This window comes from Taklimakanibacter lacteus (assembly GCA_003576695.1).
Taxonomy (GTDB): Bacteria; Pseudomonadota; Alphaproteobacteria; order Rhizobiales; family Aestuariivirgaceae; genus Taklimakanibacter; species Taklimakanibacter lacteus.
This window is the reverse complement of record QOZQ01000008.1, coordinates 157,094-179,540: the sequence shown is the minus strand read 5'-3', so window position 1 is coordinate 179,540 and position 22,447 is coordinate 157,094. Positions and strand designations below refer to the sequence as shown.

22 protein-coding genes are annotated in these 22,447 nt (G+C 63.4%); 10 read left to right on the top strand and 12 right to left on the bottom strand.

Annotation, left to right across the window (positions count from 1 at the left end; genetic code table 11):
• Positions 1 to 185 precede the first annotated feature (185 nt).
• From DT068_RS17470 to DT068_RS17460, 3 genes are all read left to right on the top strand, one after another.
• Positions 186 to 1,322, top strand: a complete 1,137-nt coding sequence (locus DT068_RS17470; RefSeq protein ID WP_119391154.1) for a TRAP transporter substrate-binding protein — start codon at positions 186 to 188, stop codon at positions 1,320 to 1,322.
• A 328-nt stretch (positions 1,323 to 1,650) separates the two neighbouring features.
• Positions 1,651 to 2,553 carry a TRAP transporter small permease subunit gene (locus tag DT068_RS17465; protein ID WP_368904791.1) on the top strand — a complete coding sequence of 301 codons (903 nt, stop codon included), beginning with the start codon at positions 1,651 to 1,653 and terminating at the stop codon, positions 2,551 to 2,553.
• Positions 2,550 to 3,899: a TRAP transporter large permease gene (locus DT068_RS17460; RefSeq protein WP_368904790.1), complete on the top strand. Its 1,350-nt coding sequence runs from the start codon at positions 2,550 to 2,552 to the stop codon at positions 3,897 to 3,899. The genes DT068_RS17465 and DT068_RS17460 overlap by 4 nt, the downstream gene beginning before the upstream one ends.
• Here the strand turns inward: DT068_RS17460 and DT068_RS17455 are convergent.
• Positions 3,896 to 4,351, bottom strand: a complete 456-nt coding sequence (locus tag DT068_RS17455) for a GNAT family N-acetyltransferase (RefSeq protein ID WP_119391153.1) — start codon at positions 4,349 to 4,351, stop codon at positions 3,896 to 3,898. The genes DT068_RS17460 and DT068_RS17455 overlap by 4 nt on opposite strands.
• A gap of 46 nt (positions 4,352 to 4,397) precedes the next feature.
• Between DT068_RS17455 and DT068_RS17450 the strand changes: the two genes are divergently transcribed.
• Positions 4,398 to 4,928, top strand: a complete 531-nt coding sequence (locus DT068_RS17450) for an SRPBCC family protein (RefSeq protein ID WP_119391152.1) — start codon at positions 4,398 to 4,400, stop codon at positions 4,926 to 4,928.
• Between the two features lie 134 nt (positions 4,929 to 5,062).
• Here DT068_RS17450 and DT068_RS17445 read toward each other — a convergent pair whose 3' ends face one another.
• A complete protein-coding gene (locus DT068_RS17445) occupies positions 5,063 to 5,536 on the bottom strand; it encodes an Lrp/AsnC family transcriptional regulator (protein ID WP_119391151.1) in 474 nt (157 codons plus the stop codon).
• A 107-nt stretch (positions 5,537 to 5,643) separates the two neighbouring features.
• Between DT068_RS17445 and DT068_RS17440 the strand changes: the two genes are divergently transcribed.
• Positions 5,644 to 6,828, top strand: a complete 1,185-nt coding sequence (locus tag DT068_RS17440; protein WP_119391150.1) for an MFS transporter — start codon at positions 5,644 to 5,646, stop codon at positions 6,826 to 6,828.
• Here DT068_RS17440 and DT068_RS17435 read toward each other — a convergent pair.
• Both DT068_RS17435 and DT068_RS17430 read right to left on the bottom strand, forming a co-directional pair.
• On the bottom strand, positions 6,800 to 7,147 hold the full coding sequence (locus DT068_RS17435; protein ID WP_119391149.1) for a hypothetical protein: 348 nt from the start codon (positions 7,145 to 7,147) through the stop codon (positions 6,800 to 6,802). The two genes, DT068_RS17440 and DT068_RS17435, sit on opposite strands and share 29 nt — an antisense overlap.
• Before the next feature lie 447 nt (positions 7,148 to 7,594).
• Positions 7,595 to 9,037, bottom strand: coding sequence for an MFS transporter (locus tag DT068_RS17430; RefSeq protein WP_119391148.1), 1,443 nt, complete (start codon positions 9,035 to 9,037; stop codon positions 7,595 to 7,597).
• A 127-nt stretch (positions 9,038 to 9,164) separates the two neighbouring features.
• On the opposite strand from DT068_RS17430, the gene DT068_RS17425 reads away from it, so the two are divergent.
• Both DT068_RS17425 and DT068_RS17420 read left to right on the top strand, forming a co-directional pair.
• Positions 9,165 to 10,055: a LysR family transcriptional regulator gene (locus DT068_RS17425; RefSeq protein ID WP_119391147.1), complete on the top strand. Its 891-nt coding sequence runs from the start codon at positions 9,165 to 9,167 to the stop codon at positions 10,053 to 10,055.
• A gap of 82 nt (positions 10,056 to 10,137) precedes the next feature.
• Positions 10,138 to 10,539: a DUF6636 domain-containing protein gene (locus tag DT068_RS17420; RefSeq protein WP_119391146.1), complete on the top strand. Its 402-nt coding sequence runs from the start codon at positions 10,138 to 10,140 to the stop codon at positions 10,537 to 10,539.
• 26 nt (positions 10,540 to 10,565) lie between these two features.
• Here DT068_RS17420 and DT068_RS17415 read toward each other — a convergent pair whose 3' ends face one another.
• The 7 genes from DT068_RS17415 to DT068_RS17385 form a co-directional block, all read right to left on the bottom strand.
• Positions 10,566 to 11,459 carry a metallophosphoesterase gene (locus DT068_RS17415; RefSeq protein WP_119391145.1) on the bottom strand — a complete coding sequence of 298 codons (894 nt, stop codon included), beginning with the start codon at positions 11,457 to 11,459 and terminating at the stop codon, positions 10,566 to 10,568.
• Between the two features lie 162 nt (positions 11,460 to 11,621).
• Complete coding sequence (locus DT068_RS17410) at positions 11,622 to 12,404, bottom strand: carnitinyl-CoA dehydratase (protein ID WP_119391144.1); 783 nt, start codon at positions 12,402 to 12,404, stop codon at positions 11,622 to 11,624.
• On the bottom strand, positions 12,401 to 14,458 hold the full coding sequence (locus DT068_RS17405; RefSeq protein WP_119391143.1) for an acetate--CoA ligase family protein: 2,058 nt from the start codon (positions 14,456 to 14,458) through the stop codon (positions 12,401 to 12,403). The genes DT068_RS17410 and DT068_RS17405 overlap by 4 nt, the downstream gene beginning before the upstream one ends.
• A gap of 121 nt (positions 14,459 to 14,579) precedes the next feature.
• A complete protein-coding gene (locus DT068_RS17400; protein ID WP_119391142.1) occupies positions 14,580 to 15,743 on the bottom strand; it encodes an acyl-CoA dehydrogenase family protein in 1,164 nt (387 codons plus the stop codon).
• A gap of 4 nt (positions 15,744 to 15,747) precedes the next feature.
• On the bottom strand, positions 15,748 to 16,518 hold the full coding sequence (locus DT068_RS17395) for an SDR family oxidoreductase (RefSeq protein ID WP_368904789.1): 771 nt from the start codon (positions 16,516 to 16,518) through the stop codon (positions 15,748 to 15,750).
• A 20-nt stretch (positions 16,519 to 16,538) separates the two neighbouring features.
• Positions 16,539 to 18,068: a 3-hydroxyacyl-CoA dehydrogenase NAD-binding domain-containing protein gene (locus DT068_RS17390; RefSeq protein ID WP_119391141.1), complete on the bottom strand. Its 1,530-nt coding sequence runs from the start codon at positions 18,066 to 18,068 to the stop codon at positions 16,539 to 16,541.
• 170 nt (positions 18,069 to 18,238) lie between these two features.
• Positions 18,239 to 19,129, bottom strand: coding sequence for a beta-keto acid cleavage family enzyme (locus DT068_RS17385; RefSeq protein ID WP_119391140.1), 891 nt, complete (start codon positions 19,127 to 19,129; stop codon positions 18,239 to 18,241).
• 92 nt (positions 19,130 to 19,221) lie between these two features.
• Between DT068_RS17385 and DT068_RS17380 the strand changes: the two genes are divergently transcribed.
• Together DT068_RS17380 and DT068_RS17375 are read left to right on the top strand one after the other, a co-directional pair.
• Positions 19,222 to 20,154, top strand: coding sequence for a GlxA family transcriptional regulator (locus DT068_RS17380; protein WP_119391139.1), 933 nt, complete (start codon positions 19,222 to 19,224; stop codon positions 20,152 to 20,154).
• A gap of 9 nt (positions 20,155 to 20,163) precedes the next feature.
• On the top strand, positions 20,164 to 21,150 hold the full coding sequence (locus DT068_RS17375) for a proline dehydrogenase family protein (protein WP_119391138.1): 987 nt from the start codon (positions 20,164 to 20,166) through the stop codon (positions 21,148 to 21,150).
• On the opposite strand, the gene DT068_RS17370 is transcribed toward DT068_RS17375, so the two are convergent.
• Positions 21,116 to 21,709 (bottom strand): DUF2585 domain-containing protein, encoded by a 594-nt coding sequence (locus DT068_RS17370; protein WP_119391137.1) that lies wholly within the window; start codon positions 21,707 to 21,709, stop codon positions 21,116 to 21,118. The genes DT068_RS17375 and DT068_RS17370 overlap by 35 nt on opposite strands.
• A 93-nt stretch (positions 21,710 to 21,802) precedes the next feature.
• Here DT068_RS17370 and DT068_RS17365 point away from each other — a divergent pair, with 93 nt between their 5' ends.
• A complete protein-coding gene (locus DT068_RS17365) occupies positions 21,803 to 22,378 on the top strand; it encodes a hypothetical protein (protein WP_119391136.1) in 576 nt (191 codons plus the stop codon).
• Positions 22,379 to 22,447: the final 69 nt, after the last annotated feature.

The window sequence follows — 22,447 nt, the reverse complement described above, 5'->3', positions numbered from 1 at the left end:
AACAATAACACTGGCCGTTTAGCGTTTCAAAAACAGCCACTTAAGCGAGGCTTCTGATCTATTCCGAAAACCCGGCTTCGACGTTAGTTGAATGACGCGGCAAGTTGCCTCACCCCGGTTTCTCCTGCACACTCACGCGCAAACGCCACAGGCAAGAACCCAGGCGTCAACCAGGGAGGAACCTCATGAAAAGAGACAAAAAGGCCACGAAAGACGTGGTCGCGAAATCGCGCCGAAACTTCCTCAAGACGGGCGCAACGGCGGTCGCCGGAGCGGCCGCTTTGTCGGTGCCCAATGTCGCCCGCGCCCAGGAGGCGATGGTGTTCAAATTCCAGAGCACCTGGCCGTCCAAGGACATCTTTCATGAATATGCACAAGACTATGTGAGCCGCGTCAACGACATGTCGGGCGGCCGTCTCAAGCTCGAATTGCTGGCGGCAGGAGCCGTCGCCAAGGCCTTCGAGGTGCAGGATGCGGTCATTGCCGGCACGCTCGATGGCGGGCACGGCGTGTGCGCCTACTGGTATGGCAAGCACAAGGCCTATTCATTGTTCGGCACGCCGCCCGCCTGGGGCTGGCGCGCCAACCAGATGGTCGGCTGGATGAAATATGGCGGCGGCCAGGCGCTCTATGACGAACTCGTCCAGCAGGTGCTCGGCCTCAATCTCGTCGGCTTCCTCACCGGGCCGATGCCCACCCAGCCGCTCGGCTGGTTCAAGAAGCCGGTCGAGAAGCCGGAAGACCTGTCAGGCCTCAAATACCGCACCGTCGGCCTCTCGGCCGACCTGTTCAAGGAAATGGGCGCGGCGGTCACCATCCTGGGCGGCGGCGAGATCGTGCCGGCGATGGACAGAGGCCTGCTCGAGGCGGCGGAGTTCAACAATCCGTCCTCGGACCGGTTGCTGGGCTTCCCGGATGTCAGCAAGGACTACATGCTGCAGTCCTACCATCAGTCGGCGGAGTGCTTCGAGATCATCTTCAACAAGTCGAAATATGATGCGCTCACGCCCGATCTCCAGGCGATCCTGAAATATGCGGCGGAATCAGCGTCCGCCGACATGTCGTGGAAGGCGATGGACCGCTATTCCAAGGATCTCGAGGCGATGAAGACGGAGCAGGGGGTGAAGGTGCATCGCACACCCGACAGTGTCCTGCAGGCGCAGCTCGCGGCCTGGGACAAGGTGATCACGGCCCAGTCGCAGGAGCCGTTCTTCGCCAAGGTGGTCGAATCGCAAAAGGCGTGGACGAAGCGGGTGGTGAGCACCCAGTTCGATCTGGAAGTCGATCAGAAGACAGCCTACGATCACTTCTTCAAGGCTTAGCTCTCACCATTATTACCTTCTCCCGTGCGCAAGCATGGGAGAAGGTGCCCGAAGGGCGGATGAGGGCTCTTTACTTAGCTCGCGCAGGGACGGTTTATCGGATTCAGTGTCGGTCCTGATGGTTCCAGATAGAGCCCTCACCCGGCCTCTCGCCTTCACGAAGCCGAGGTTTCGCCCCGGCAGAGCAGATAACTTCCGCTTCGGCGGAGCAAGGTTGGCCACCCTCTCCCATTGCTTCGCAACGGGCGAGGGGGAAACCTGGAGACGAAAGGCTCGTGGGTAGAAAGTAGGGGAGCGGGATGCACAAATCTGACTGCGCGGGGGCGCTATGAAGAACCAGCGCCTGTCGCTGTTTCTTTTCGGGGGTGGCGTCGTCCTCATCATTCTGGCGATCTTCTGGTCGCTCTATGCCTATGGGCTGGTCGGCGGTCTCGTCGCCGGCAAGGGGCTCAGACCCAGCCAGACCTTCCTCTGCCTGTTCGGCCCGTTCGAGCGCTGCGCGCCGCTTGCCGCAGCTCATGCGGAACGCGGCACGATCGCCTATTCACCATGGCTGTTCTGGGTTGGCGCGCTGGCCATCGTCACGAGCTTCTGGCTCAATCTCGCCAAGCGATCGCCCGACGAGGGCTGGGGGCCGCGGCTGCAGCGCGTGCTGATCCCGGTCGACCAGGTCTCGACCTTCATCGGCAAGCTCTTCGCCTGGTCGATCGTCGTTCTCACGCTGGCGGTGAGCTATGAGGTCTTCGCGCGCTATGTGCTGCGCAACCCGACCACCTGGGCCTATGATGCGAGCTATATCCTCTATGGCGCGCTGTTCATCATGGCAGGCGCCTATGCGCTGTCGCGCAATTCGCATGTGCGCGGCGACTTTCTCTACCGGGCATGGCCGCCGCGCCGCCAGGCGCTGATGGATCTCGTCCTCTACTTCCTGTTCTTCTTTCCCGGCATCATCGCCTTCATCTATGCGGGCTATGGCTTTGCGGCGCAGTCGTGGATGACGCATGAGCATTCGGCCTACAGTCCGGACGGCCTGCCGGTCTATCAATACAAGACGCTGATCCCGGCGACCGGCGTCCTTCTCCTGCTGCAGGGAATCGTCGAGGTGGTGCGCTGCATCTTCTGCCTCAGGCGCGGCGAGTGGCCGCAACGCCTGCATGACGTCGAAGAGCTCGAGAATGTCATTCTTGCCCAGCATGGAACGCCTGAGGCGCAACTCGGAGACCGCCCGTGACCGATCCGCAACTGGGCGTGCTCATGCTCGTCCTCTTCATCTTCCTCATCATGCTGGGCTTTCCGATCGCCTTCACGCTGATGGCCATGGGCGTGGGCTTCGCCTTTCTCGCCTATGACGGGAACATGGACACCGTCGCGGCGCTGCTCGTCCAGCGCACCTGGTCGGTGATGACCAATGACGTGCTGATCTCGGTGCCGCTCTTCGTCTTCATGGGCTATATCGTCGAGCGCGCCAATATCCTCGACCGCCTGTTCCGCTCGATCCAGCTCGCCTCCGGCGCCCTGCCGGGCTCGCTCGCCATCGCCACGCTCGTGACCTGCGCGCTCTTCGCCACCGCGACCGGCATTGTCGGCGCGGTGGTGACGCTGATGGGCCTGCTCGCCTTTCCGGCGATGCTGCGGCATGGCTATGACGTCAAGCTCTCGGCGGGCGTCATCTGCGCCGGCGGCTGCCTAGGCATCCTCATACCCCCCTCGATCATGCTCATCCTCTACGGCGCCACCGCCGGCGTCTCGCCGGTGCAGCTCTATGCCGGCGCGTTCTTCCCCGGGCTCATGTTGGCCGGCCTCTATATGGCCTATGTGATGATCCGCGCGCTCATCAATCCGACGCTGGCGCCGCCGATGCCGAAGGAAGAGCGCAATGTTCCCTATGCGACCATCGCCTACCAACTCATAACGTCGTTCCTGCCGCTGGCGCTCCTGATCCTGGCGGTGCTGGGCGCCATCATGTTCGGGCTTGCGACGCCGTCGGAAGCCGCCGCGATCGGGGCGCTGGGCGCCCTCATCCTCGCCGCCGCCTATCGCTCGCTCAGCTTCGAGAAGCTCAAGGAATCGGTCTATCTCACGGCGCGCACGTCGGCCATGGTCGGCTGGCTGTTCGTCGGCTCCTTCATGTTCTCGGCGGTGTTTGCAGCACTTGGCGGCGATGCGGTGATCAAGGATTTCGTGGTGGGCCTCGATCTTTCGCCGCTCACCTTCCTGATCGTCACCCAGATCATCATCTTCATCCTGGGCTGGCCGCTCGAATGGACCGAGATCATCGTCATCTTCGTGCCGATCTTCCTGCCGCTGCTCGACCATTTCGGCATCGACCCGTTGTTCTTCGGGCTCCTGATCGCGCTCAATATCCAGACGTCGTTCCTGTCGCCGCCGGTCGCCATGGCGCCGTTCTACCTGAAAGGCGTGGCGCCCAAGCATGTCAACATCAACGACATCTTCAGGGGCGTCATGCCCTTCATCTTCATCGTGCTGATCGCCATGGTGCTGCTCTATGTCTTCCCGGAGATCGGCTTGTGGCTGCCGCGCCAGGTCTATGGGGGCTCCGGCATTTCCGGGAATTAGTGTCCCGGCCAGCGATAGACGATGTCACCAATGCCGATCGGCTCGAAGATGAGATGCGTCACCGCGATGAAGCCGTGGCGCTCATAGAGCCGGCAGGCGCCGTAATTCTGCTGGGCGCAGTTGAGCTCGAGGCCGGCCGGATGGAGCGACTTGGCGAAATCGAGGCAAGCCGAGCCTATCCCTGATCCCTGCCAATGCGGCGCGATGAAGAGCTTGTCGATGAAGGCGGGCTGAAGTGTCAGTATTCCGACAACCACGCCGCTCACTTCCGGCACGAAGCAGCGCTGACCTTCGGCCAATGCCTCGCCGAGGCGGGTGCGGGTCACCGATACCGGATGGTTGTAGCCGAAGAAGGCATAGGCCTGCCGGCAGGCGGCATTGGCCGCTTCAGCCGCTGCGTCAAGGTCGCTCGGACGATAGGGCCTGATCTGGAAAAGATGGGCAGGGCGCATGGGCTGAGCTATAGAGGCGTCGTGGGCCAAGAGCCAGAGATCATGGATGAAGAAATTTCTCCTGAGTGTCGCCTATGCGCTGATCGCGCTCCTCGTCATCTTCATGGGCGGCGCCTATACGCTGCCGGGAGAGGCTGTGGTCGAGCGTCAGATCACCATTGCCGCGCCACCCGAAAAGGTCTTCGCCATCGTCGGGGATCTCAAGCGTTTTCCTGAATACTCGCCCTGGGCCGTGCTCGATCCGGGCCTGCATTATAATTTCGAAGGACCGGAGATCGGCATCGGCCAGAAAATGTCCTGGACGTCCGACAACCCGCAGGTCGGCAAGGGCTCGCAGACGGTCGTCGACTATCAGCCGAACAAGCGCTTCGCCACGACACTCGATTTCGGCGATATGGGCGATGCCATCGCCTATATGGAGCTCAAGCCCGTCGACAATGACACGAGCGTGACCTGGGGCTTCAAATCGCTGCTGCGCAATCCATTGGAACGCTGGATGGGGCTGCTGTTCGACCGCTGGATCGGAGCGGACTACGAGAAAGGGCTGGCGAAGCTGAAAGCCATCGCCGAAAAGTGAACGCGGCCCGATCTCCGCATCTTCGATCGGACCGCGCCTCCTGTCGCCTTACACGTACCGGCACTGATACGGGAGAGACGTGGAAAGAGTTTCAACACGAGGTCCGAATATTCGAAGGTCCGCGAAAGGCGGCGTTAACAATTGGATTTATTATTGTTTTTCATGAATAACTCGGTTCGCGGACCGCGCTCCATATAGGTATTCAGGGCGATATAGGAGCGCGTACTCCTGACCCCCGGCGTGTCGTAGACCCGTTTCAGCAGCTGCTCCAGAGCGAGCGTGCCCTCGCAGCGCACCTTGAGAAGGATGCAGGTGTCGCCGGCGACGGAATGCAATTCCTCGACGCGTGGATCATCGGTGATCGACAGCATTTCGGGCGTCTTGCCCCAGCCTTCGGTCGTCACATGAACGAAAGCGAGCAGGGGGCAGCCGATCGCCTCGCCATCGATCTCGATGGTGGTGCGCTTGATGACCCCTTGCGACTTGAGCTTCTTCACCCGCTCATAGACGGAAGGGGCGGAAAGGCCCAGCTTCTCGCCGAGGTCGCGGAAGGCGATGGTGGCATCTTCGGCCAGGATGGCTAACAGCTTTCGGTCAGTGGCATCCATATCGGGTCATCCTTTGAACGGCATTCGTCGCCGAAAAATAGGTAATTCTCATATAGTGCGGAACATGATACGGGAAAAATGGAAATCCATCTACTGGTATTAGGATCATGACCGCCGTCTCGACCGTACCCTCCACCCAGAACCATCTCGTGATCCTGATGGCCGGCATTGCGGCCGTCGGTATTCAGGCCCTGATGCTGTCGCCGCTTCTGCCCGATATCGCGCAGGCGCTCCAGGCGGGGCCGGCCGAGATCGGCATTGCGTCGGGCGCCTATGGCGCCGGTGTGGCGCTGGCGGCTTTGCTCGCCGCCCCCCGGCTCGGCCAGTGGCGCAAGCGGCGCGCGATCCAGATCGCCTTCGCCGTCATCGCCGCCGGGCTGGCAGTCTGTGCCGCCGCTTTCGACTGGCGGATATTGGTGGCCGGGCAGTTCATCACAGGCCTCGCTGCCGGCGTCATCATTCCCGGCACCTATGCGCTTACCGCCGATCTGACGCCGGACCATATGCGCTCGCGTGCCATGGGACGGGTGATCTTCGGCTGGTCGGTCGCCATGGTGGCGGGCATTCCTTTCGCCGCCCTGATCGCCGATCTCCTCGACTGGCGCGGCACCTTCCTGGCTGTTTCGACGATTTCGGCGGTGATGATCTTCGGCATCGGCCTTTTGCCGCGCAGCGAGGCTGTGGCGGCGGCGCGGCCGGTCTCCTACCGGCAGGCGCTGGCAGTGACAGGAATTCCGCTGGCGCTCATCGCCACCTTCGTCTTCATGATCGCCTTCTACCAGACCTACACATTCCTCGGCGATCATGTGCGCCATCTGCACCAGGCGGGCGCCTGGCTCGGCGGGCTGGTGGCCTGCTCCTATGGCGTGGGCTTCGGGCTCGCGGTGTTCTTCGACGCCTTCATCGACAGAGTGGGCCCGGCACGATTGATGGCGGCAGCACTCTTCGTCCTCGGCATCAACTACATACTCCTGCCGCTCTCGACCCTCACTCTGTGGACCGCGATCGCCTATCCCTTGATCTGGGGCCTGGCGCAGCATGTCGGCATGAACACGCTCGTCTCCTATATCGGGGCAGCACCCCAGGCGGAGCGCTCGACCGCGATGGGGCTCTTCTCCTTCATCACCTATGTGGCGGTAGGTCTCGGAGGCGGCGTCTATGGCAGCGTCTATGCGAATTACGGCTTCTTCGCCACGAGCTTCGCCGCGACGGCGAGCCTGTGGATCGGGGCGCTGCTCGTGCTGCTGTTCCTGCCAAGGTCCGCTACTCCGGCGACTTCATCGAGCCGCTGAAGGTTATTTTCGAGCATCCTTCGGCGGTCGAGCTGATGCCGAGAATCTTCACTTCCGCAAATCCTTGCAGCGCGTCCCTGAAGGGCATCGGGGCCGTCAGGACGCAAGTCTCGGATACGTCGAACCGGCACAAGAGAACGTGGATCTCCGTGCTCCCGCCATCCTCGAAGGCGCAATTGAGCGCGCCCTGCAGGAATTTGGGCTGCGCTTCCGTCGAGTCTTCATTTGTATCCTCGGCCTCAGCCGCGTGGCCGCGCGTGATCCAGCCTGGAAAAGCACACAGGGCGACAACAGCAAGGGCGGCGAGAAACGGCTTCATGTGACCTTCCGGCAGGAATGGCAGTCCTTATACGCCGAAGCGGGAGATTGCGCATCACCTGCCGGCCAACGGTCGAGGCTGGCGAACCGTGAGCTTCCAGCAACCATCAGGCATTTGCAGGAGTTTGAGGACCTTTGCGTTCGGGGAAAGAGGCCGGTCGCCAGTCAGACGACACGAGGTGGTATCCCCATCGCGACAACGCAGGACATGAAGGTCCGCATTCCTGCTTTCTTTATGTATGCAAAAGAAAATGGGCCTCGGTCCGCAATCCAGGCAGATCGGCGGAACTGCCAGTCGGGTCACTTTCGGGCGCGCGAGGCCATCAGCCGCCGCAGGTCCGGCAACACAAGCCAGCAGGCTGGACATCGCCATCACGATAGCAGGGATCGGCTTCATCAGATCGGATCCTCGCAATCCTGAGATGAATATCGCCTGAAGACGAATACATCACGAGACGCCTTTGGAAGCGGATTTCGTGAAGGCGCGGCTCGCTACAGCGATCACGAGCGCCACGATCATCAGGCCGGCATCGACCAGGAAGGTGACCCGCATGCCGGTAGCGATGGCCTCGGGAGCCGCCAGGGTGATGTCGGTTGTTCCCGCGGCGAAGGCGAAGAGCGCGCCGAGGACGGAAGCGCCGGTGATGAGCCCCAGATTGCGCGACAGATTAAGCATGCCCGAGATGATGCCGCGCCGGTCCGGGCTCACATCCATCATGACGGCGGTGTTGTTGGCGGCCTGGAACAGCTGATAGCCGGGCGACAACAAGGCGATGGCAGCCACATAGCCGGGAACGCCGAACATCACCGGCAGAACAGACAGAGCAAATGCGCCCGCCGCCATCTGGGCGAGTCCGAAGAGCACGATGCGAGGCGCGCCGAAGCGATCGACGATGCGCCCGGCGGGTACCCCTGAGAGCACCGAGACAACCGGTCCGGTCGACATGACAAGCCCGACAAGCGCCGCATTGAGCCCCAGCACATGCGACAGATAGAAGGGCGCCACCACCAAGGTCGTGACGATGACGGAGGCGACGAGCACATTCATGGCGAGGCTGGCGCTCAACAGACGATCGCGGAACGAAGCCGGGCGGATCAAGGGCGACGGCAGGCGCGCCTCCACCAGCAGGAAGAGGCACAGGCCCAGCAAGGCTGCCAGCAGCAAGGCGATGTTGAGCCCGTTGAAATGACCGCGCCCTGCCGTCATGGCGAGCGCATAGGCGGCAAGCGTCAGGCCGAGCAGCGCCGTGCCCGGAAGATCGAGCGCCTTGCGATCGAGTTTCGTCGGCTGTGCTGAGGTGGGGAGGTAGCGAAGCGCCAGAAGGAAAGTCAGGATGCCGATGGGAGCCATGACGAGAAAGAGGGCGCGCCAGCCCAAGCCCGCAATCAGAACACCGCCCAGCGACGGGCCGAGCGCGGTGCCGACCGCCGACATGGTGCCGAGCAATCCCATGGCGCTGCCGGTCTTCTCCCTGGGCACCGTCTCGCCGACAAAGGCCAGAGCGAGCGCCGTCATGACGGCGGCGCCCAAGCCCTGCGCGGCGCGCGCGGCAATCAGCAGGGAAAGCGTGGGCGCGAGGCCACACAGGACCGAGGCCAGGGTGAACAGTGCAATTCCTGCGAGGAGCAGCCGGCGGCGGCCCATGATGTCGCCCAGCCGGCCGACGCTGACGATCAAGGTGGTGATGGCGAGCAAATAGGACAGGACGATCCACTGGACCTGCTGGAAGGAGGCATCGAAGGCCTGGGCGAAAGTCGGCAAGCCGACATTGGCGATGCTGGTGCCGAGCGCTGCCAGCAGGATGGAGAGCGACAGGCCGGCCAGGGCCCAGCGGATTGACGAGGAACCCGCTTCGGCCTCAGCGGTGACGTCATATGCTTTTGAAATCATGATGTTTTCCTGCGGTCAGGCGCACGGGTGAGAAATAGCCACTCTGCGGACATGGCGGAAGGCGCATCATTTGCACTTTATTCGTGCGTTTGACGCCATATGTGGATCAGGTGCTATGATCGTCCCTATGGCGCGTCCCGATCTCAATCTGCTGGTCACCCTCGATGTCCTGCTCGCGGAAAGGAGCGTGGCGCGGGCGGCAAGGCGCCTGCACTTAAGCCCCTCGGCGATGAGCCGCGCGCTCGCGCGCCTGCGCCAGGCGACGGGCGATCCGCTGCTGGTCAGGGCGGGGCGAGGTCTCGTTCCGACGCCACGGGCGCTCGAGCTCAGCGACAAGGTCAATGGCCTGGTGCGGGATGCCGAAGCGGTGCTGCGCCCGGCGGAGAAGCTCGATCTCGGGAAACTCGTCCGCATCTTCACGATCCGGGCGCGCGAAGGCTTTGTCGAGAATTTCGGCGTGGCGCTTGTCGCCCGCCTGGCCCGGGAGGCGCCCGGCGTCAAGCTGCGCTTCGTGCCGAAGCCCGACCGGGACAGCACGCCCTTGCGCGACGGCTTTGTCGATCTCGAGATCGGCGTCGTGGGGCAGGCGACCGTGCCGGAGATGCGCGGGCAGGCGCTCTATCGCGACCAGTTCATCGGTGTCGTGCGCCAAGGGCACCCGCTCAGCACTCAAAGCGACATCACGCCCGCGCGCTTTGCGGCAGGGAGCCACATCCTCATCTCACAACGCGGCATCGAGAAGAAGGACATCGACGAGGCCCTGCGGTCGCTTGGCCTTGAAAGAGAGACCGGCGCAATCGTCGAGAGCTTTTCGGCGGCGCTGGCTCTGGCACGGGGCTCCGACCTGATCGCCACCGTGCCCGAGCGGACCACCGGCAGACTCAGGACCGGCATGCACAGTTTTGCGCTGCCCTTCTTGAGATCGGAGATCACGGTCTCGCTGCTCTGGCATCCGCGGCTCGATGCCGATCCGGCGCATCGCTGGCTGCGCGGCTGCGTGCGCGAAGCCTGCGGTTGACTTCGTCATTGACGGGCTGGCGCGCAACGCGCCATTCTCCTGCGCGAGAAGGGGCATGGTCTGATCTGCGGGGTTGCAAGTGATGTCCGTTCCTCGTTTCCTTCTTGCCGACCTGCTGCTGATGTTTCCGCTCGCCGTACACGCGCAAGAGCAGGTCGAATTCGTGCTGCCTTCCGGCAATGTCGGCTGCATCTACACACCCAAGGGCGGCACCGGGGTCTATCAACCCGTCGATGGCGGGCCCGAGCTTCTCTGCGACCGGGTCGAGCCCCGCTATGCGCGCATCATATTGGGGCCGACGGGCAAGGCGGTGCTCCACAGGCAAGTCGGCGATGCCTCCTGCTGCTCGGCAGAGCCAGTGCTGGCCTATGGCAAGACCTGGACAGCGGGGCCCTTCACCTGCAAGGCGACGACCAAAGGCCTCACCTGCCGGCGCGGCGCGAATGGTTTCGTCATGAGCCGGTCACGGCTCAAGGTGTATTGATCGCGAAATCAGGGAGACCCCAGGCGTTACGTGCCGAGCTCGATCAGAACGATCTCCGGCGGCACGCCGAAGCGAACGGGGAGGATGCTGCAGCCGAGGCCGCCCGAGACGATGAGATGGCGGTCATTCTCGACGACATGGCCATAGGCGAAACGGTTGCCATAGGCCGACGGCACGACCGGTGAGTAACCGAACAGGCGCACCTGTCCGCCATGGGTATGACCGGCGAGGGTGAGCGAGACGCGCGCCGGCACCTCGGTGAAGGCGTCGGGCTCATGGATCATCAGGATGATCGGCGCGTCGTCGGTCACCTTGGCAAGGGTGGCCGGCAGATCGTCGATGCCTTTGAAATGGCCGCGGCCCTTGATGAAGGCGACCTGGTCGCCAAGGCCCAGAAGCCAGAAGGGCTTGCCCCGATGCTCGAGCCGCACGCCGTCATTCTCATAGACAGGAAGGCCTTGCGCCTCGAGGGCGGCGCGATAAAGGCTCGGACCCGCGCTGCGCTTCTGCGCCGCCTTGTCGTCCCACCAGTCGTGGTTGCCGAGAATGGCGTGGACGCCGAGCGGCGCGCTGAGATCCTTGAGCGCCGCCGCGATGTCGGCAACGGGAATCCGCTGCGTCACGAAACGATGGCCGGTGGCATAGTCGCCGAGCAACAGAGTGAGATCGGGCTCGAGCGCATTGGCGGCGGCGACGATCCGTTTGAGACGGGCGCGGCCCATATAGGGCTCGGCCGCATGGATGTCGGCCAGCGCGGCGATGCGCAGCTTGAAGCCGGAAGGCCAGCCGGGCGGCGTCAGGGCGTAGCGCTGCACGCGCAGGAGAAAGCCCGGCTCGATGCCGAAGGCATAGCCCGTCACCGCCACGCCCGACAAAGCAAGGCCGCCCAGCCATTTGAAGAAACCCCGGCGGTTCATAATGTCACGCTTGAGATGTTCTTCCCACTTTCCGTCATCCCGGCGAAAGCCGGGATCCCCTGGATAAGGGCAAGCGGGCGGCGCTGCTCGCGTGGAAAGAATTTAATGGGTCCCGGCTTTCACCGGGATGACGGAACTGCAGGAGAGTCACTGTGATTGCGAACACTAGCGGCCCTTCCACACCGGCTTGCGCTTCTCGGCGAAGGCGCGCGCACCTTCCTTCTGGTCTTCGCTCGCATACAGCACATCGACCGTCTTGAGCTTGCGCCTGGTCACGAGATCGAAAGCCTGCTGCACGGTGAGGCGCTCGGTTTCGCGCACCGTCTCCTTGATGGCGGCAAAGACGAGGGGCGGCCCTTCGGCCAGCATCGCCGCCACTTCGCGGGCGCGGATCATCAGATTGGGCTGGGTCACGATCTCGTTGACGATGCCCCATTGCCTGGCTTCATGCGCGTCCATGCGCCGTCCGGTGAACAGCAGTTCCATGGCGACATGATAGGGAATGCGGCGCGGCAATTTTATGGTGGCCGCATCGGCCAGCGTGCCCGAATTAATTTCCGGTAATGCGAAAGTCGCGTGGTCGGCGGCAATGATGATGTCGGCCGAGATCATGATCTCGAAGCCGCCGCCGAAGGCGATGCCGTTCACCGCGGCGATCACCGGCTTGTTGAGGCCGGGCAATTCCTGCAGGCCGCCGAAGCCGCCGACGCCATAATCGGAATCGGGCGCCTCGCCCTGGGCCGCCGCCTTCAGGTCCCAGCCGGGGCAGAAGAACTTCTCGCCCGAGCCCGTCAATATGGCGACGCGCAATTCCGGGTCGTCGCGGAATTTCGCGAAGGTCTCCCCCATGATGCGGCTTGTCGGCGCGTCGATGGCATTGGCCTTGGGGCGGTTGATGGTGACTTCAAGGACTTTGCCACGGCGTTCGACAATGAGGGGTGAGGTCATGAATTTCCTTTGCGCATTCTGATGAGGGCATCGACCGCCACCGCACCTTGACCGGGCGGCAGGACGAGCAGGGGATTGACGTCCAGTTCCTCTATAAGGCCACGACGTGTTTCGGCAAAGCCGGCAATCGCCTCGATTGCCTTGACGACGCCTTCCTGATCACCGGACTTGTTGCGGAAACCTTCGATGAGCTTCCATATTTTCAGGGACTTAAGCGCACGCTCGATCTCGGGCCGCGAGGTCGGCAGAATGAGCGTTGCCGAATCTTTGAGCAGTTCCGTCAATATGCCGCCGGCGCCCAGCACCAGCGCCAGGCCGAATTGCGGATCGGATTTGAGGCCGATGATGAGTTCGGCGACGGCACCCGTCACCATGCGCTCGACGATGACATCATCGGCAAGATGCGACATGCGTTCGGCCGCCGCCCTCACCTCGTCGGCATCCTTAAGATTGAGCGCCACGCCGCCGGCTTCGGTCTTGTGCGCAATGGCGGCAGAAGAGACCTTGAGCGTCACCGGGAAGCCCAGCTTCTCGGCCGCCTTCACGGCATCGCCATGGGGGCAGACAATGCCGTCGGGCACCGAAAGCCCGTGCGATTTGAGAAGCTGCTTGGCCTCATGCTCGGTGAGCGTTGGGAGATAGCCCTGCTGCGCGGCAGTCACGGGCAACAGGGGCGCCCGGTCGCCGCGGGCCCAGTTGCGGCCAATGAAGGCCGCCGCCTCGAAAGCCGAGAGCGCATCATCGAGCCCCATCATCGGGGCGACGCCGGATGCAGCCATCTCGTCGGCGAGCGCCAGCGGCATGCATTCGGGCAGGCTCGCCACCATCGCGGTGCGGGCCTTCGTCGCCTCGGCGGCGTTGCGCAGGGCGCGCGCCGTGGTGAGCCAGCCATCGGGTTTCATCGCCGGATTGGTCGGGATGTCGAGGATCAGCATCGCCACATCGAAGCCGCCCGCGAGCACGGCGGAGAAGGTGGCGGTGAGCTTGTCTTCCTGGTTCCAGATGAAAGTGTGATAGTCGAGCGGGTTGTCGATCGACACATATTCATTGAGCGTGGCCGCGACCTTCGGCCTGGTGCCGCCGTCGAATTCCGGGAAGCGCACCTTCCTGCTCATGGCCATGTCGGCGATGAGAGCAGCCTCGCCGCCCGAGCAGCTCATGGAGACAAGACGGCTGTCCTTCAGCGGTCCGCCATGATGCAGGAACTTCAAGGTCTCGACGAAGGCCGTCACCGAGGTCATGCGGGCGATGCCATGGCGCTCGAACAGCGCGTCATAGAGCGTGTCGGCGCCGGCGAGCGAGGAGGTGTGGCTCATAGCCACTTTCGCCCCTTGCTCGGAGCGTCCGGTCTTCAGCGCAATGACCGGCTTGCGGCTCAGCCGCGCGATCTCGGCGGCTCGCGCGAAAGCCGGTATGTCCTTCAGGCCCTCGATATGAAGGCCGATGGCGGTGATGCGCTCGTCCTGCGACAAGGCCTCCAGCATCTGCGCGATATCGACATCGGCCTGGTTGCCGATGGCGAAGACGGCGGCCACGGGCAAAGCGCGGCGCGTCATGGTGAAGTTGCAGGCGATATTGCCGGACTGGGTGATGATGGCCACGCCGCGTTCAATCGGCGCGAGGCCATGCTCGTCGGGCCACAGCGCGGCGCGCGCCCTGGCATTGACGAAGCCATAGCAATTGGGGCCCATCAGCGGCATGTAGCGTCCGGCCTCCAGCAGCTGGCGCTGCAGCTCCTTGCCCTCATCGCCGGTCTCGGAAAAGCCCGAGGCATAGATGACCGCGCCGCCGCACTGGATCTTGTTCAGATGGCGGACGATGTCGATGGTGGGCTCGCGCTTGACGGCGACGAAAGCGGCGTCGGGCGAGCCGTCGATCTCTTCCACGGATTTGACGCAGGCGATGCCGCCCAGGGTTTCGCGTTTCGGATGGACCGCCCAGATCTTGCCGGTGAAGCCCAGCGCCAGGGTGCGCCCGATCGCGACCTCGCATTCATGGCCGCCGATGAAGGCGATGGATTTGGGGGAGAGGAAGCGGGTGAGGGGTGTGGTCATGTGTTTCTCTTATGGATAGACCACCCGACCCCCACCCCGTCCCTCTCGCCTTCGCGAAGCCGAGGCTTCGCTTCGGCGGAGCAAGGTCGGGCCAGTGGATGGGGGCTGGGCAGTTCTTCCGTTAGCCTCCCAGCGGCCTGAGCATCGCGCGCGAAATGATGTGGCGCTGGATCTCGCTGGTGCCTTCCCAGATGCGCTCGATGCGGGCGTCGCGCCAGATGCGCTCAAGCGGCAATTCCTCCATGACGCCCATGCCGCCATGGATCTGGATCGCCTCATCGGCGACCATGGCCAGCATCTCGGTCGCCTTGAGCTTGGCCATCGCCATGTCCATGTCCTCGACCGTGCCCCGGTCGTATTTCCAGGCGGCCTCGAGGGTGAGGAGCCAGGCCGCCTTGAATTCGAGCGCCATGTCGGCGAGCTTGAAGGAGACGCCCTGGAACTTGCCGATCTGCTGGCCGAACTGGACGCGGTCGACTGCCCATTGCTTGGCATGATCGAGTGCCCGCTCGGCGCGGCCGATGCAGGTGGCCGCGACCTGCAGCCTGGTGGCGCCGAGCCAGGAATTGGCGACCTCGAAGCCCTTATGCACCTCGCCCAGCACCGCCGATTTGGGCAGGCGGCAATCGGTGAATTCAAGGATGCAGTTGTTGTAGCCGCGATGTGAGACATTGCGATAGCCATCCCTGACCACGAAGCCCGGATGGCCCTTGTCGACCAGGAAGGCGGTGATGAGCTTCTTCTTCCCGCGAGGCGTGTCTTCCTCGCCCGAGGCCGCAAAGAGAATGACGAAGTCGGCGACATCGGCATGGCTGATGAAATGCTTGACGCCATTGACGACGAAGTCATCGCCTTTCCGGACGGCGGAGCATTTCATGCCGCGCACATCGGAGCCGGCGCCCGGCTCGGTCATGGCGAGGCAGTCCGATTTCTCGCCGCGCACCGCGGGGAAGAGATATTTGTCGCGCTGCTCGCCTTCGCAGGCCATCAGGATGTTGGAAGGGCGCGCCACGCAATTCCAGTGCAGCGCGTAATTGGCGCGTCCGAGCTCGCGCTCATACATGACCCAGCTCTGGGTATCGAGCCCGGCGCCGCCGGCTTCGGCCGGCATGTTGGCGGCATAGAGGCCGGCTGCGATCGCCTTGGCCTTCAGCTCCTCATAGAGGTCCTTGCGCAACTCGCCGGTGCGCTCGACTTCCGCTTCATGCGGGAAGAGCTCGTTCTCGACGAAATCGCGCGTCGTCTTGACGATCATGCTCTGTTCTTCGGTGAGGGCGAAATCCATGGGTTCAGCTCCCGATATGGAAGGTTTCGGTATGGCCATCGACCGAGATCGCCTGGCCGGTCACCATCTTGGCGGCGGGGGAGGCCAGGAAGAGGCACATATCGGCGATCTCTTCCGGCTTCACAAAGCGCTTGATCGACTGGCCCGCGACATATTCCTTGAAAAGGAAATCGGTCGAGACGCCGCGGCTCTCCGCTTCGGCCCGCATCACGCGCTCCATGCGGGGGCCTTCGACGGCGCCAGGGCAAATGGCATTGCAGCGCACGTCATAAGGCCCAAGCTCGATGGCGAGCGATTTGGTGAAGCCAATCACCGCCCATTTGGCGGCGGCATAGGGGGTGCGCAAGCCATAGCCGAAGAGGCCGGCGGTCGAGGAGATATTGATGATGGACCCGGCGCGCTGGTCCTTCATCACCGGAGCGGCGCGCCTGGCGCAGAGGAACTGCGCATCGAGACCGACGCTCAGGCATTCGCGCCAGTCATCGAGCTTGAGCTCCTCGACATAGCCGGTCGGGCCCTTGATGCCGGCATTGTTGATGAGCACATCGATGCCATCGAGGTCGTCGAGCGCCTCGTCGAACCACTGGTCGACCGATTCCTCGTCGGTGACATCGACCTGCGTCGCCGCGATCTGCGGATAGCTCTCGGTGACCTCGCCCAGCGCTTTCTCATCGACATCGCAAATATGCACCTTGGCGCCACTATCGGCGAAGGCTTTGGCAATGGCCCAGCCGATGCCGGAGCCGCCGGCCGTGATCATCACACGCTGCAGCATGTCGTCCTCCCTGGATCGGTTCAGCGTTTGGCTTTCTTCTTCGCAGGCTTCTTCTTCGGTGTCGGCTTCTTCTTGTCCTTCCTGGGCACGCCCATCACGCGGCCGAGCTCGGCCGGGCTCTTGAGCTTCCTGTGCTCGGCCCAGACGGCCGAGAGCGGCTCGAAGATATCGGCACGCATCGGCGCCACCTTGCCCGCCTTCTGGTCGACATGGAGCTGCATGATCTCATTGGTGGCGACCAGCTCGCCGGTCTTGCCATGCAGCATGCGATGGAAAAGATGCATGCGCTTCTCATCCAGGCCGACGAGCTGCGTCTCGATGGTGAAGGGCTCGCCCGCCTTCATCTCGCGATAGTAGTTGAGATGCGTCTCGGCGGTGAAGAAGGTGAGGCCAGAGGCGCGGTAGGCCTCGTCATCGCCGATGAAGCGGAAGAAGGCATCGAGGCCGTCGCCGAAGGCCACCAGATAATAGGCGTCCTGCATGTGATTGTTGTAATCGACCCAGGAGGTCATGACGGTGCCGTGATGCAAGGCGAGGGGGCCTGAGATCCTGGCGCCCTTCTTCCAGCGCTTGAGGCCTTTCAGGCGGCGCTCCTCCTCGCGCGCGAGAACCAGGCCGGCGCCGACCTTGTGCTGCTTGAAGAGATGCATCATGTCGACGAGGACGTCGTTGCGCTTGGCCTCGATCTGGGCAACGCTCCGGCCTTCGGCCTGCGCCTCGCAGCCTTCGACGAGGCGCTTCTCCAGCGCATCGTTCCATTTGGGGAAGCGCAGATCGGTCCAGGGCAGTTCGAGCGTCGGGTCGAACTGCTTGATGAAGGCGCGCATGCCGCCGGGGCCGCCGGCTGCATGATAGGTGAGGAAGGAGCCCATGAAGGCCCAGCGCATGCCGGCCGAATAGACGATCGAATCGTCGATATCGGCAGTGGTGCCGATGTCCTTGTCGAGAATATGCAGGGCTTCGCGCCACAGGGCCTCCTGCAGGCGATCGCAGATATAACCGTCGATCTCCTTCTTGAGGCGCAGCACATGCATGCCGATGGCCTCGAAATATCTGCCGGCGCGGTCCATCGCTTCCGATGAGGTCCTGGCACCGGGCACCGTCTCGACGAGGGGGAGCAGATAGACCGGGTTGAAAGGATGGCCGATGATCACGCGCTCGGGATGGGCGCATTCGGATTGCAGCCGCGTCGGCAGGAAGCCCGATGAGGAGGAGGAGATGATGACATCGGGGCGGGCATAGGAGCCGATCTCCCGGAAGAGCCTGATCTTCAGCTCCTCGCGCTCGGGCGCTGCCTCATGGACGAAGTCAGCCTTCGACGCCATCTCCTTGAGATCGGTGGTGAAGGTGAGCTTGCCCTTCTTCACCTTGGGGGTGTTGAGCAGGCGGATCATGGAAGGCCAGGCGACATCGATGGCGGCCCTGAGCTTGGCTTCGGCCTCGGGCGCCACGTCATAGGCGATGACGTCATAGCCCCTGACGAGAAGGCGGGCGGCCCAGCCCGCGCCAATGAGGCCCGTTCCCGCAATGCCGACGGTCTTGATGGTCATAAGGTGTTTCCCTCTTTCCGATCCTTTTCGTTTTTACCCTCCCCCTTGCGGGGAGGGTCGGCCCGAAGGGCCGGGGTGGGGGTCGGGTGGTCTCTCAGAAATCTTCTTTCCGATCTGAGAGACTGCCAGACCCCCACCCCAACCCCTCCCCGCAAGGGGGAGGGGAATCATTACTTCTTCCTGAGCTTCAGGATGTCGCGCGCTTCGTCGGGGCTGGCGACCTTGGAACCCAAAAGCTCGATGATCTTCACGGCGCGCTCGGTGAGGGTGCCGTTGGAGGCATAGACGCCCTTGTCGAGATAGAGATTGTCCTCGAGGCCGACGCGGACATGGCCGCCGAGCAGGATGGCTTGCGCCACCATCGGGAACTGGTTGCGGCCGATGCCGAAGGCGGCCCACACCGCGTTCTTGGGCAATTCACCGACCTGGTAGGCCATGGTCTGCGTGTTCACCGGCGCGCCCCATGGAATGCCGAGGCAGAGCTGGAAGAGCGGCGGGTCATCGATGAGGCCTTCGGCCACGAGCTGCTTGGCGAACCACAGATTGCCCGAATCGAAGATCTCCATCTCGGGCTTGACGCCATAGGACTGGATGAGCTTCGCCTGCTCGCGCAACTGGGCCGGCGTCTGCACCACGATGGTGTTGCCGTCGCCGAAATTGAGCGTGCCGCAATCGAGGGTGCAGATTTCGGGGCGCAGCTCCTTCACATGGAGGAGGCGCTCGACCGGGCCGACGAGGTCGGTATTGGCTTCATTGAACTGGCGCGGGTTTTCGCCCTGGCCGATCTCGACATCGCCGCCCATGCCGGCGGTCAGGTTGATGATGACGGTCTTGTTTTTGGCGCGGATGCGCTCGACGACCTCGGCATAGAGCTCGACATTGCGGGCGCCCTTGCCGGTCTTCACATTGCGCACATGGCAGTGGACCACGGCGGCACCGGCGCTCGCGGCCTCGAGCGCCGCATTGGCGATCTGTTCCGGCGTGACCGGGATGGCCGGGTGCTTGCCGACCGTATCGCCGGCGCCGGTGACGGCGCAGGTGATGATGACTTTCGGATTCATGATGTCCTCCCAGGAATGGTGTCGGCGGCAGACTAGGGGCCGAAACTTCATCGGATTTGACTTTTTTCGACATTTGTTTGATTTTTGGCGCTATGGCCCGCGACATCGCTTTCCTGCTCGTACCGCGCTTTTCGATGATCGCGCTGTTTTCGGCGCTCGAGCCCTTGCGCGTCGCCAACCGCTTCGCCGGCGATGTCTTCGCCTGGCGTTTCGTGTCCATGGATGGCGAGGCGGTGATCGCGTCCAACGGCATTCCGGTCTCGGTGACGGCGAGCATCGAGGATATCGGGCGCCCCGATGCCCTCATCACCTGCGCTTCCTATGACCAGGAGGCCGGCATGACACGTGCGGTCTTCAATGAGCTGCGCCGCCTGGCGCGCAACGGCACCTTGCTGGGCGCGGTCGATACCGGCGCCTTCCTGCTGGCGGGCGCCGGCGTGCTCGATGGCTATCGCGCCACCTGCCACTGGGAGACGCTGCCGGCCTTTCGCGAAAGCTATCCCGATATCGACGCAGCGGAGGAGACCTATGTGCTCGACCGCGGCCGCATCACGGCATCGGGCGGCGCGGCGGCGCTCGACATGATGCTCGACTGGCTGGGCTCGATCGAAAGCGAGGCGCTGGCGCAGAAGGTGGCCGACACGCTGGTCCACACCCGCCATCTCAATCATCCGGGCGAGGCGCGCGTGCCTGCGGGGTCGCGCTACCTCATCGACGATGGCCGTCTCGTAAAGGCCATCCGGCTGATGGAGGAGCATGTGGAAGACCGCCTCACGCTCAAGGATGTGGCGGCGAGCACCGATCTGTCGAGCCGCCAGCTCGAGCGCCTGTTCCGCCAGCATCTGCATGTGACGCCGGTCGCGTTCTATCGCCAGATGCGGCTCGACCGGGCCCACCGGCTGCTCATCTATTCGCGCTTGAGCGTGCGCGACGTGGCGCTCGCCACCGGCTTTTCGACGCTGGCCGAGTTCTCCCGCGCCTTCAAGCAGAAATACGGCAGGCCGCCGAGCCATGCGCGGCGCTGAGAGGGATACATGATGAAACGTCTGTGGCAGAAAACCATGATCGCGCTGGCGCGCTCGCACCGCATGAAGACATTCATGCAGCGCGATGAGCGGATGAAGGCGCTGGCGCAACGCTTCGTGGCGGGAGCCGATGCGCAAGCGGCGCTCGCCACCGCCCATCGCCTGCTCGCCGCGCAGGGCATCCGCGCATCCTTCTTCTATCTCGGCGAATATGTTGACCGGCCGGAACTCGTCTCCGAGAATGTCGAGCAGAAGCTCCTGATCGCCCGGCTTCTCGCGGATGAAGAGGAGATAGACGTCCATATCTCGGTCGATCCGACCCAGATCGGCCTGCAGACCGATCCTGCCGAGGTCGGGACGCGCGCGCTGGCGATCGGGCGCGCGATCATGACGGCGTCTGCCGGCAAGGCCGGGCTCCATTGCCTCATGCTCGACATGGAGGACAGCTCGGTCGTCGATTTCACCCTGGCGCTCCATGACGATCTGCGCCGGCTCGAATTGCCGGCCGCCATCACGCTGCAGGCCTATCTGCGGCGCAGCGAGCGCGATCTCGAGAGGCTGATCACCGGCGGCGCCAGAGTGCGCCTGGTCAAGGGGGCCTTTGTCGGCACAAGCGATATCGCCTTCACCAGCGAGGCGCAGATCAAGACCAATTATCGCCGGCTGGTCGGAATGATGCTGGGCGCGCAGGCGAAAGCGAGCGGCTTCTATCCGATCATCGCGACCCATGACGACCGCATCCAGGCCGAGGCGGTCGAGCTGGCCCGCCGCAATGGCTGGCCGCAGGGCTCATATGAATTCGAGATGCTGCTCGGCGTGCGCAGCGATGTCGCCGAGCGGCTTTCGCAACAGGGCGAGCGGGTCAGGCTCTATGTGCCTTTCGGGCGCGACTGGTGGCCCTATGCGGTGCGCCGGATCGGCGAGAATCCGGCCAATGGGATTCTCCTGGCGAGGTCGCTCCTCAGCGGGAGGAAAGGGCGCCCTGCCACTCCTTGATCGCATCGAGCGGCCACACCAGCATGATGATGTTGAGGGTGAGGTTGTCGCGGATCATGAAGCCCGTGAACAGCTCGAAGGCGATGGCGAGCGCCACCGTCAGCCACACGGGTGCCCGCGCGGCGATGAGGAAGCCCGCCGCCATCGCCACGATGTCGCTCGCCGAATTGACAACGCTGTCGCCATAATAGTCGAGCGAGATGGTCGCCTCGCGATAGCGGTTGATGATGAAATCGGTGTTCTCGAAGATCTCCCAGGCGCCTTCGACGACAATGGCGAGGCACAGTCTCAGGCCCAGGGGCCAGCGCCGGCCGATGAGCCAGAAGAGGCCATAGAAGATGAAGCCATGGATGAGATGCGAGGGCGTGTACCAGTCGGTGATGTGCTGGGAATTCTCCGAGCTCATCACCACGCCATGCCACAGTTTCACATAGCCGCATCTGCAAATGGGCTCGCGGCCCATGGCGAGAAGGATGAGGGCGATCACCGCGACGAGCGCCGCTGCGGCGAGCCAGTAGAGATGCCGGCGTGATGGCGGGGAGAATGTCATGTCGGTCATCAATAGTGCCTTGACTTCAGGACAGCTCTCGGCAAACTGCCCCTGCGAGAGAGACGGGGCACAGTCTGGACTGCACTATCCACAGGGGTACCCATGCGCTTTCTGCGTCTTCTCTCGACTGCCGTCATTCTCACCACCTGTTTCATTCTGCCTGATTCGGCGGCTTTCGCCGCGGCGAAGAAATACATCAATCCGATATGGGGAGGCGATCGCCTCGACTGGTGCTTCTCCTGGTCGGCGGGCTGCGGCAAGCAGGCGGCGGATGCCTTCTGCAAAGCCAAGGGCTTCGACAATGCGCAGGGCTTCAGCCAGGCGCCGGATATCGGCGCCGTCACGCCGACGCGGCTGATCTCGACGGGCGCCGTGTGCGACCAGAATTTCTGCGACGGCTTCAGCTTCATCGACTGCGTCTCGGCGGCGCCGACGCAACAGACCTTCACCAAGCCGAAATTCAAGGGCAACCGGCTCGACTGGTGCTTCAGCTGGAGCGCCGGCTGCGGCGAGCAGGCGGCAAGCGCCTGGTGCAAGAGCAAGGGCTTTGCCAAGGCCAGCGCCTGGGCGATGGCGAGCGATATCGGGGCGGTTTCACCGACCCGCCTCATCGGCACGGGAGCGGTCTGCGACCAGCCGTTCTGCGACGGCTTCAAATGGCTGGTGTGCCAGAAATAGATATGCGAGGGGAGAGAGGGGTAGGGAGTACGGCCGCGTCACCGCGGCCGTACTTTTTCGACGCAACGG

Coding starts and splice junctions, on each gene's coding strand:
- DT068_RS17465 (WP_368904791.1), top strand. CDS start 1,651: ATGAAGAACCAGCGCCTGTCGCTGTTTCTTTTCGGGGGTGGCGTCGTC.
- DT068_RS17380 (WP_119391139.1), top strand. CDS start 19,222: ATGGCCCGCGACATCGCTTTCCTGCTCGTACCGCGCTTTTCGATGATC.
- DT068_RS17370 (WP_119391137.1), bottom strand. CDS start 21,709: ATGACCGACATGACATTCTCCCCGCCATCACGCCGGCATCTCTACTGG.
- DT068_RS17435 (WP_119391149.1), bottom strand. CDS start 7,147: ATGAAGCCGTTTCTCGCCGCCCTTGCTGTTGTCGCCCTGTGTGCTTTT.
- DT068_RS17430 (WP_119391148.1), bottom strand. CDS start 9,037: ATGATTTCAAAAGCATATGACGTCACCGCTGAGGCCGAAGCGGGTTCC.
- DT068_RS17395 (WP_368904789.1), bottom strand. CDS start 16,518: ATGCTGCAGCGTGTGATGATCACGGCCGGCGGCTCCGGCATCGGCTGG.
- DT068_RS17450 (WP_119391152.1), top strand. CDS start 4,398: ATGAAGAAATTTCTCCTGAGTGTCGCCTATGCGCTGATCGCGCTCCTC.
- DT068_RS17440 (WP_119391150.1), top strand. CDS start 5,644: ATGACCGCCGTCTCGACCGTACCCTCCACCCAGAACCATCTCGTGATC.
- DT068_RS17455 (WP_119391153.1), bottom strand. CDS start 4,351: ATGCGCCCTGCCCATCTTTTCCAGATCAGGCCCTATCGTCCGAGCGAC.
- DT068_RS17400 (WP_119391142.1), bottom strand. CDS start 15,743: ATGGATTTCGCCCTCACCGAAGAACAGAGCATGATCGTCAAGACGACG.
- DT068_RS17425 (WP_119391147.1), top strand. CDS start 9,165: ATGGCGCGTCCCGATCTCAATCTGCTGGTCACCCTCGATGTCCTGCTC.
- DT068_RS17375 (WP_119391138.1), top strand. CDS start 20,164: ATGATGAAACGTCTGTGGCAGAAAACCATGATCGCGCTGGCGCGCTCG.
- DT068_RS17365 (WP_119391136.1), top strand. CDS start 21,803: ATGCGCTTTCTGCGTCTTCTCTCGACTGCCGTCATTCTCACCACCTGT.
- DT068_RS17390 (WP_119391141.1), bottom strand. CDS start 18,068: ATGACCATCAAGACCGTCGGCATTGCGGGAACGGGCCTCATTGGCGCG.
- DT068_RS17445 (WP_119391151.1), bottom strand. CDS start 5,536: ATGGATGCCACTGACCGAAAGCTGTTAGCCATCCTGGCCGAAGATGCC.
- DT068_RS17405 (WP_119391143.1), bottom strand. CDS start 14,458: ATGACCACACCCCTCACCCGCTTCCTCTCCCCCAAATCCATCGCCTTC.
- DT068_RS17470 (WP_119391154.1), top strand. CDS start 186: ATGAAAAGAGACAAAAAGGCCACGAAAGACGTGGTCGCGAAATCGCGC.
- DT068_RS17420 (WP_119391146.1), top strand. CDS start 10,138: ATGTCCGTTCCTCGTTTCCTTCTTGCCGACCTGCTGCTGATGTTTCCG.
- DT068_RS17410 (WP_119391144.1), bottom strand. CDS start 12,404: ATGACCTCACCCCTCATTGTCGAACGCCGTGGCAAAGTCCTTGAAGTC.
- DT068_RS17385 (WP_119391140.1), bottom strand. CDS start 19,129: ATGAATCCGAAAGTCATCATCACCTGCGCCGTCACCGGCGCCGGCGAT.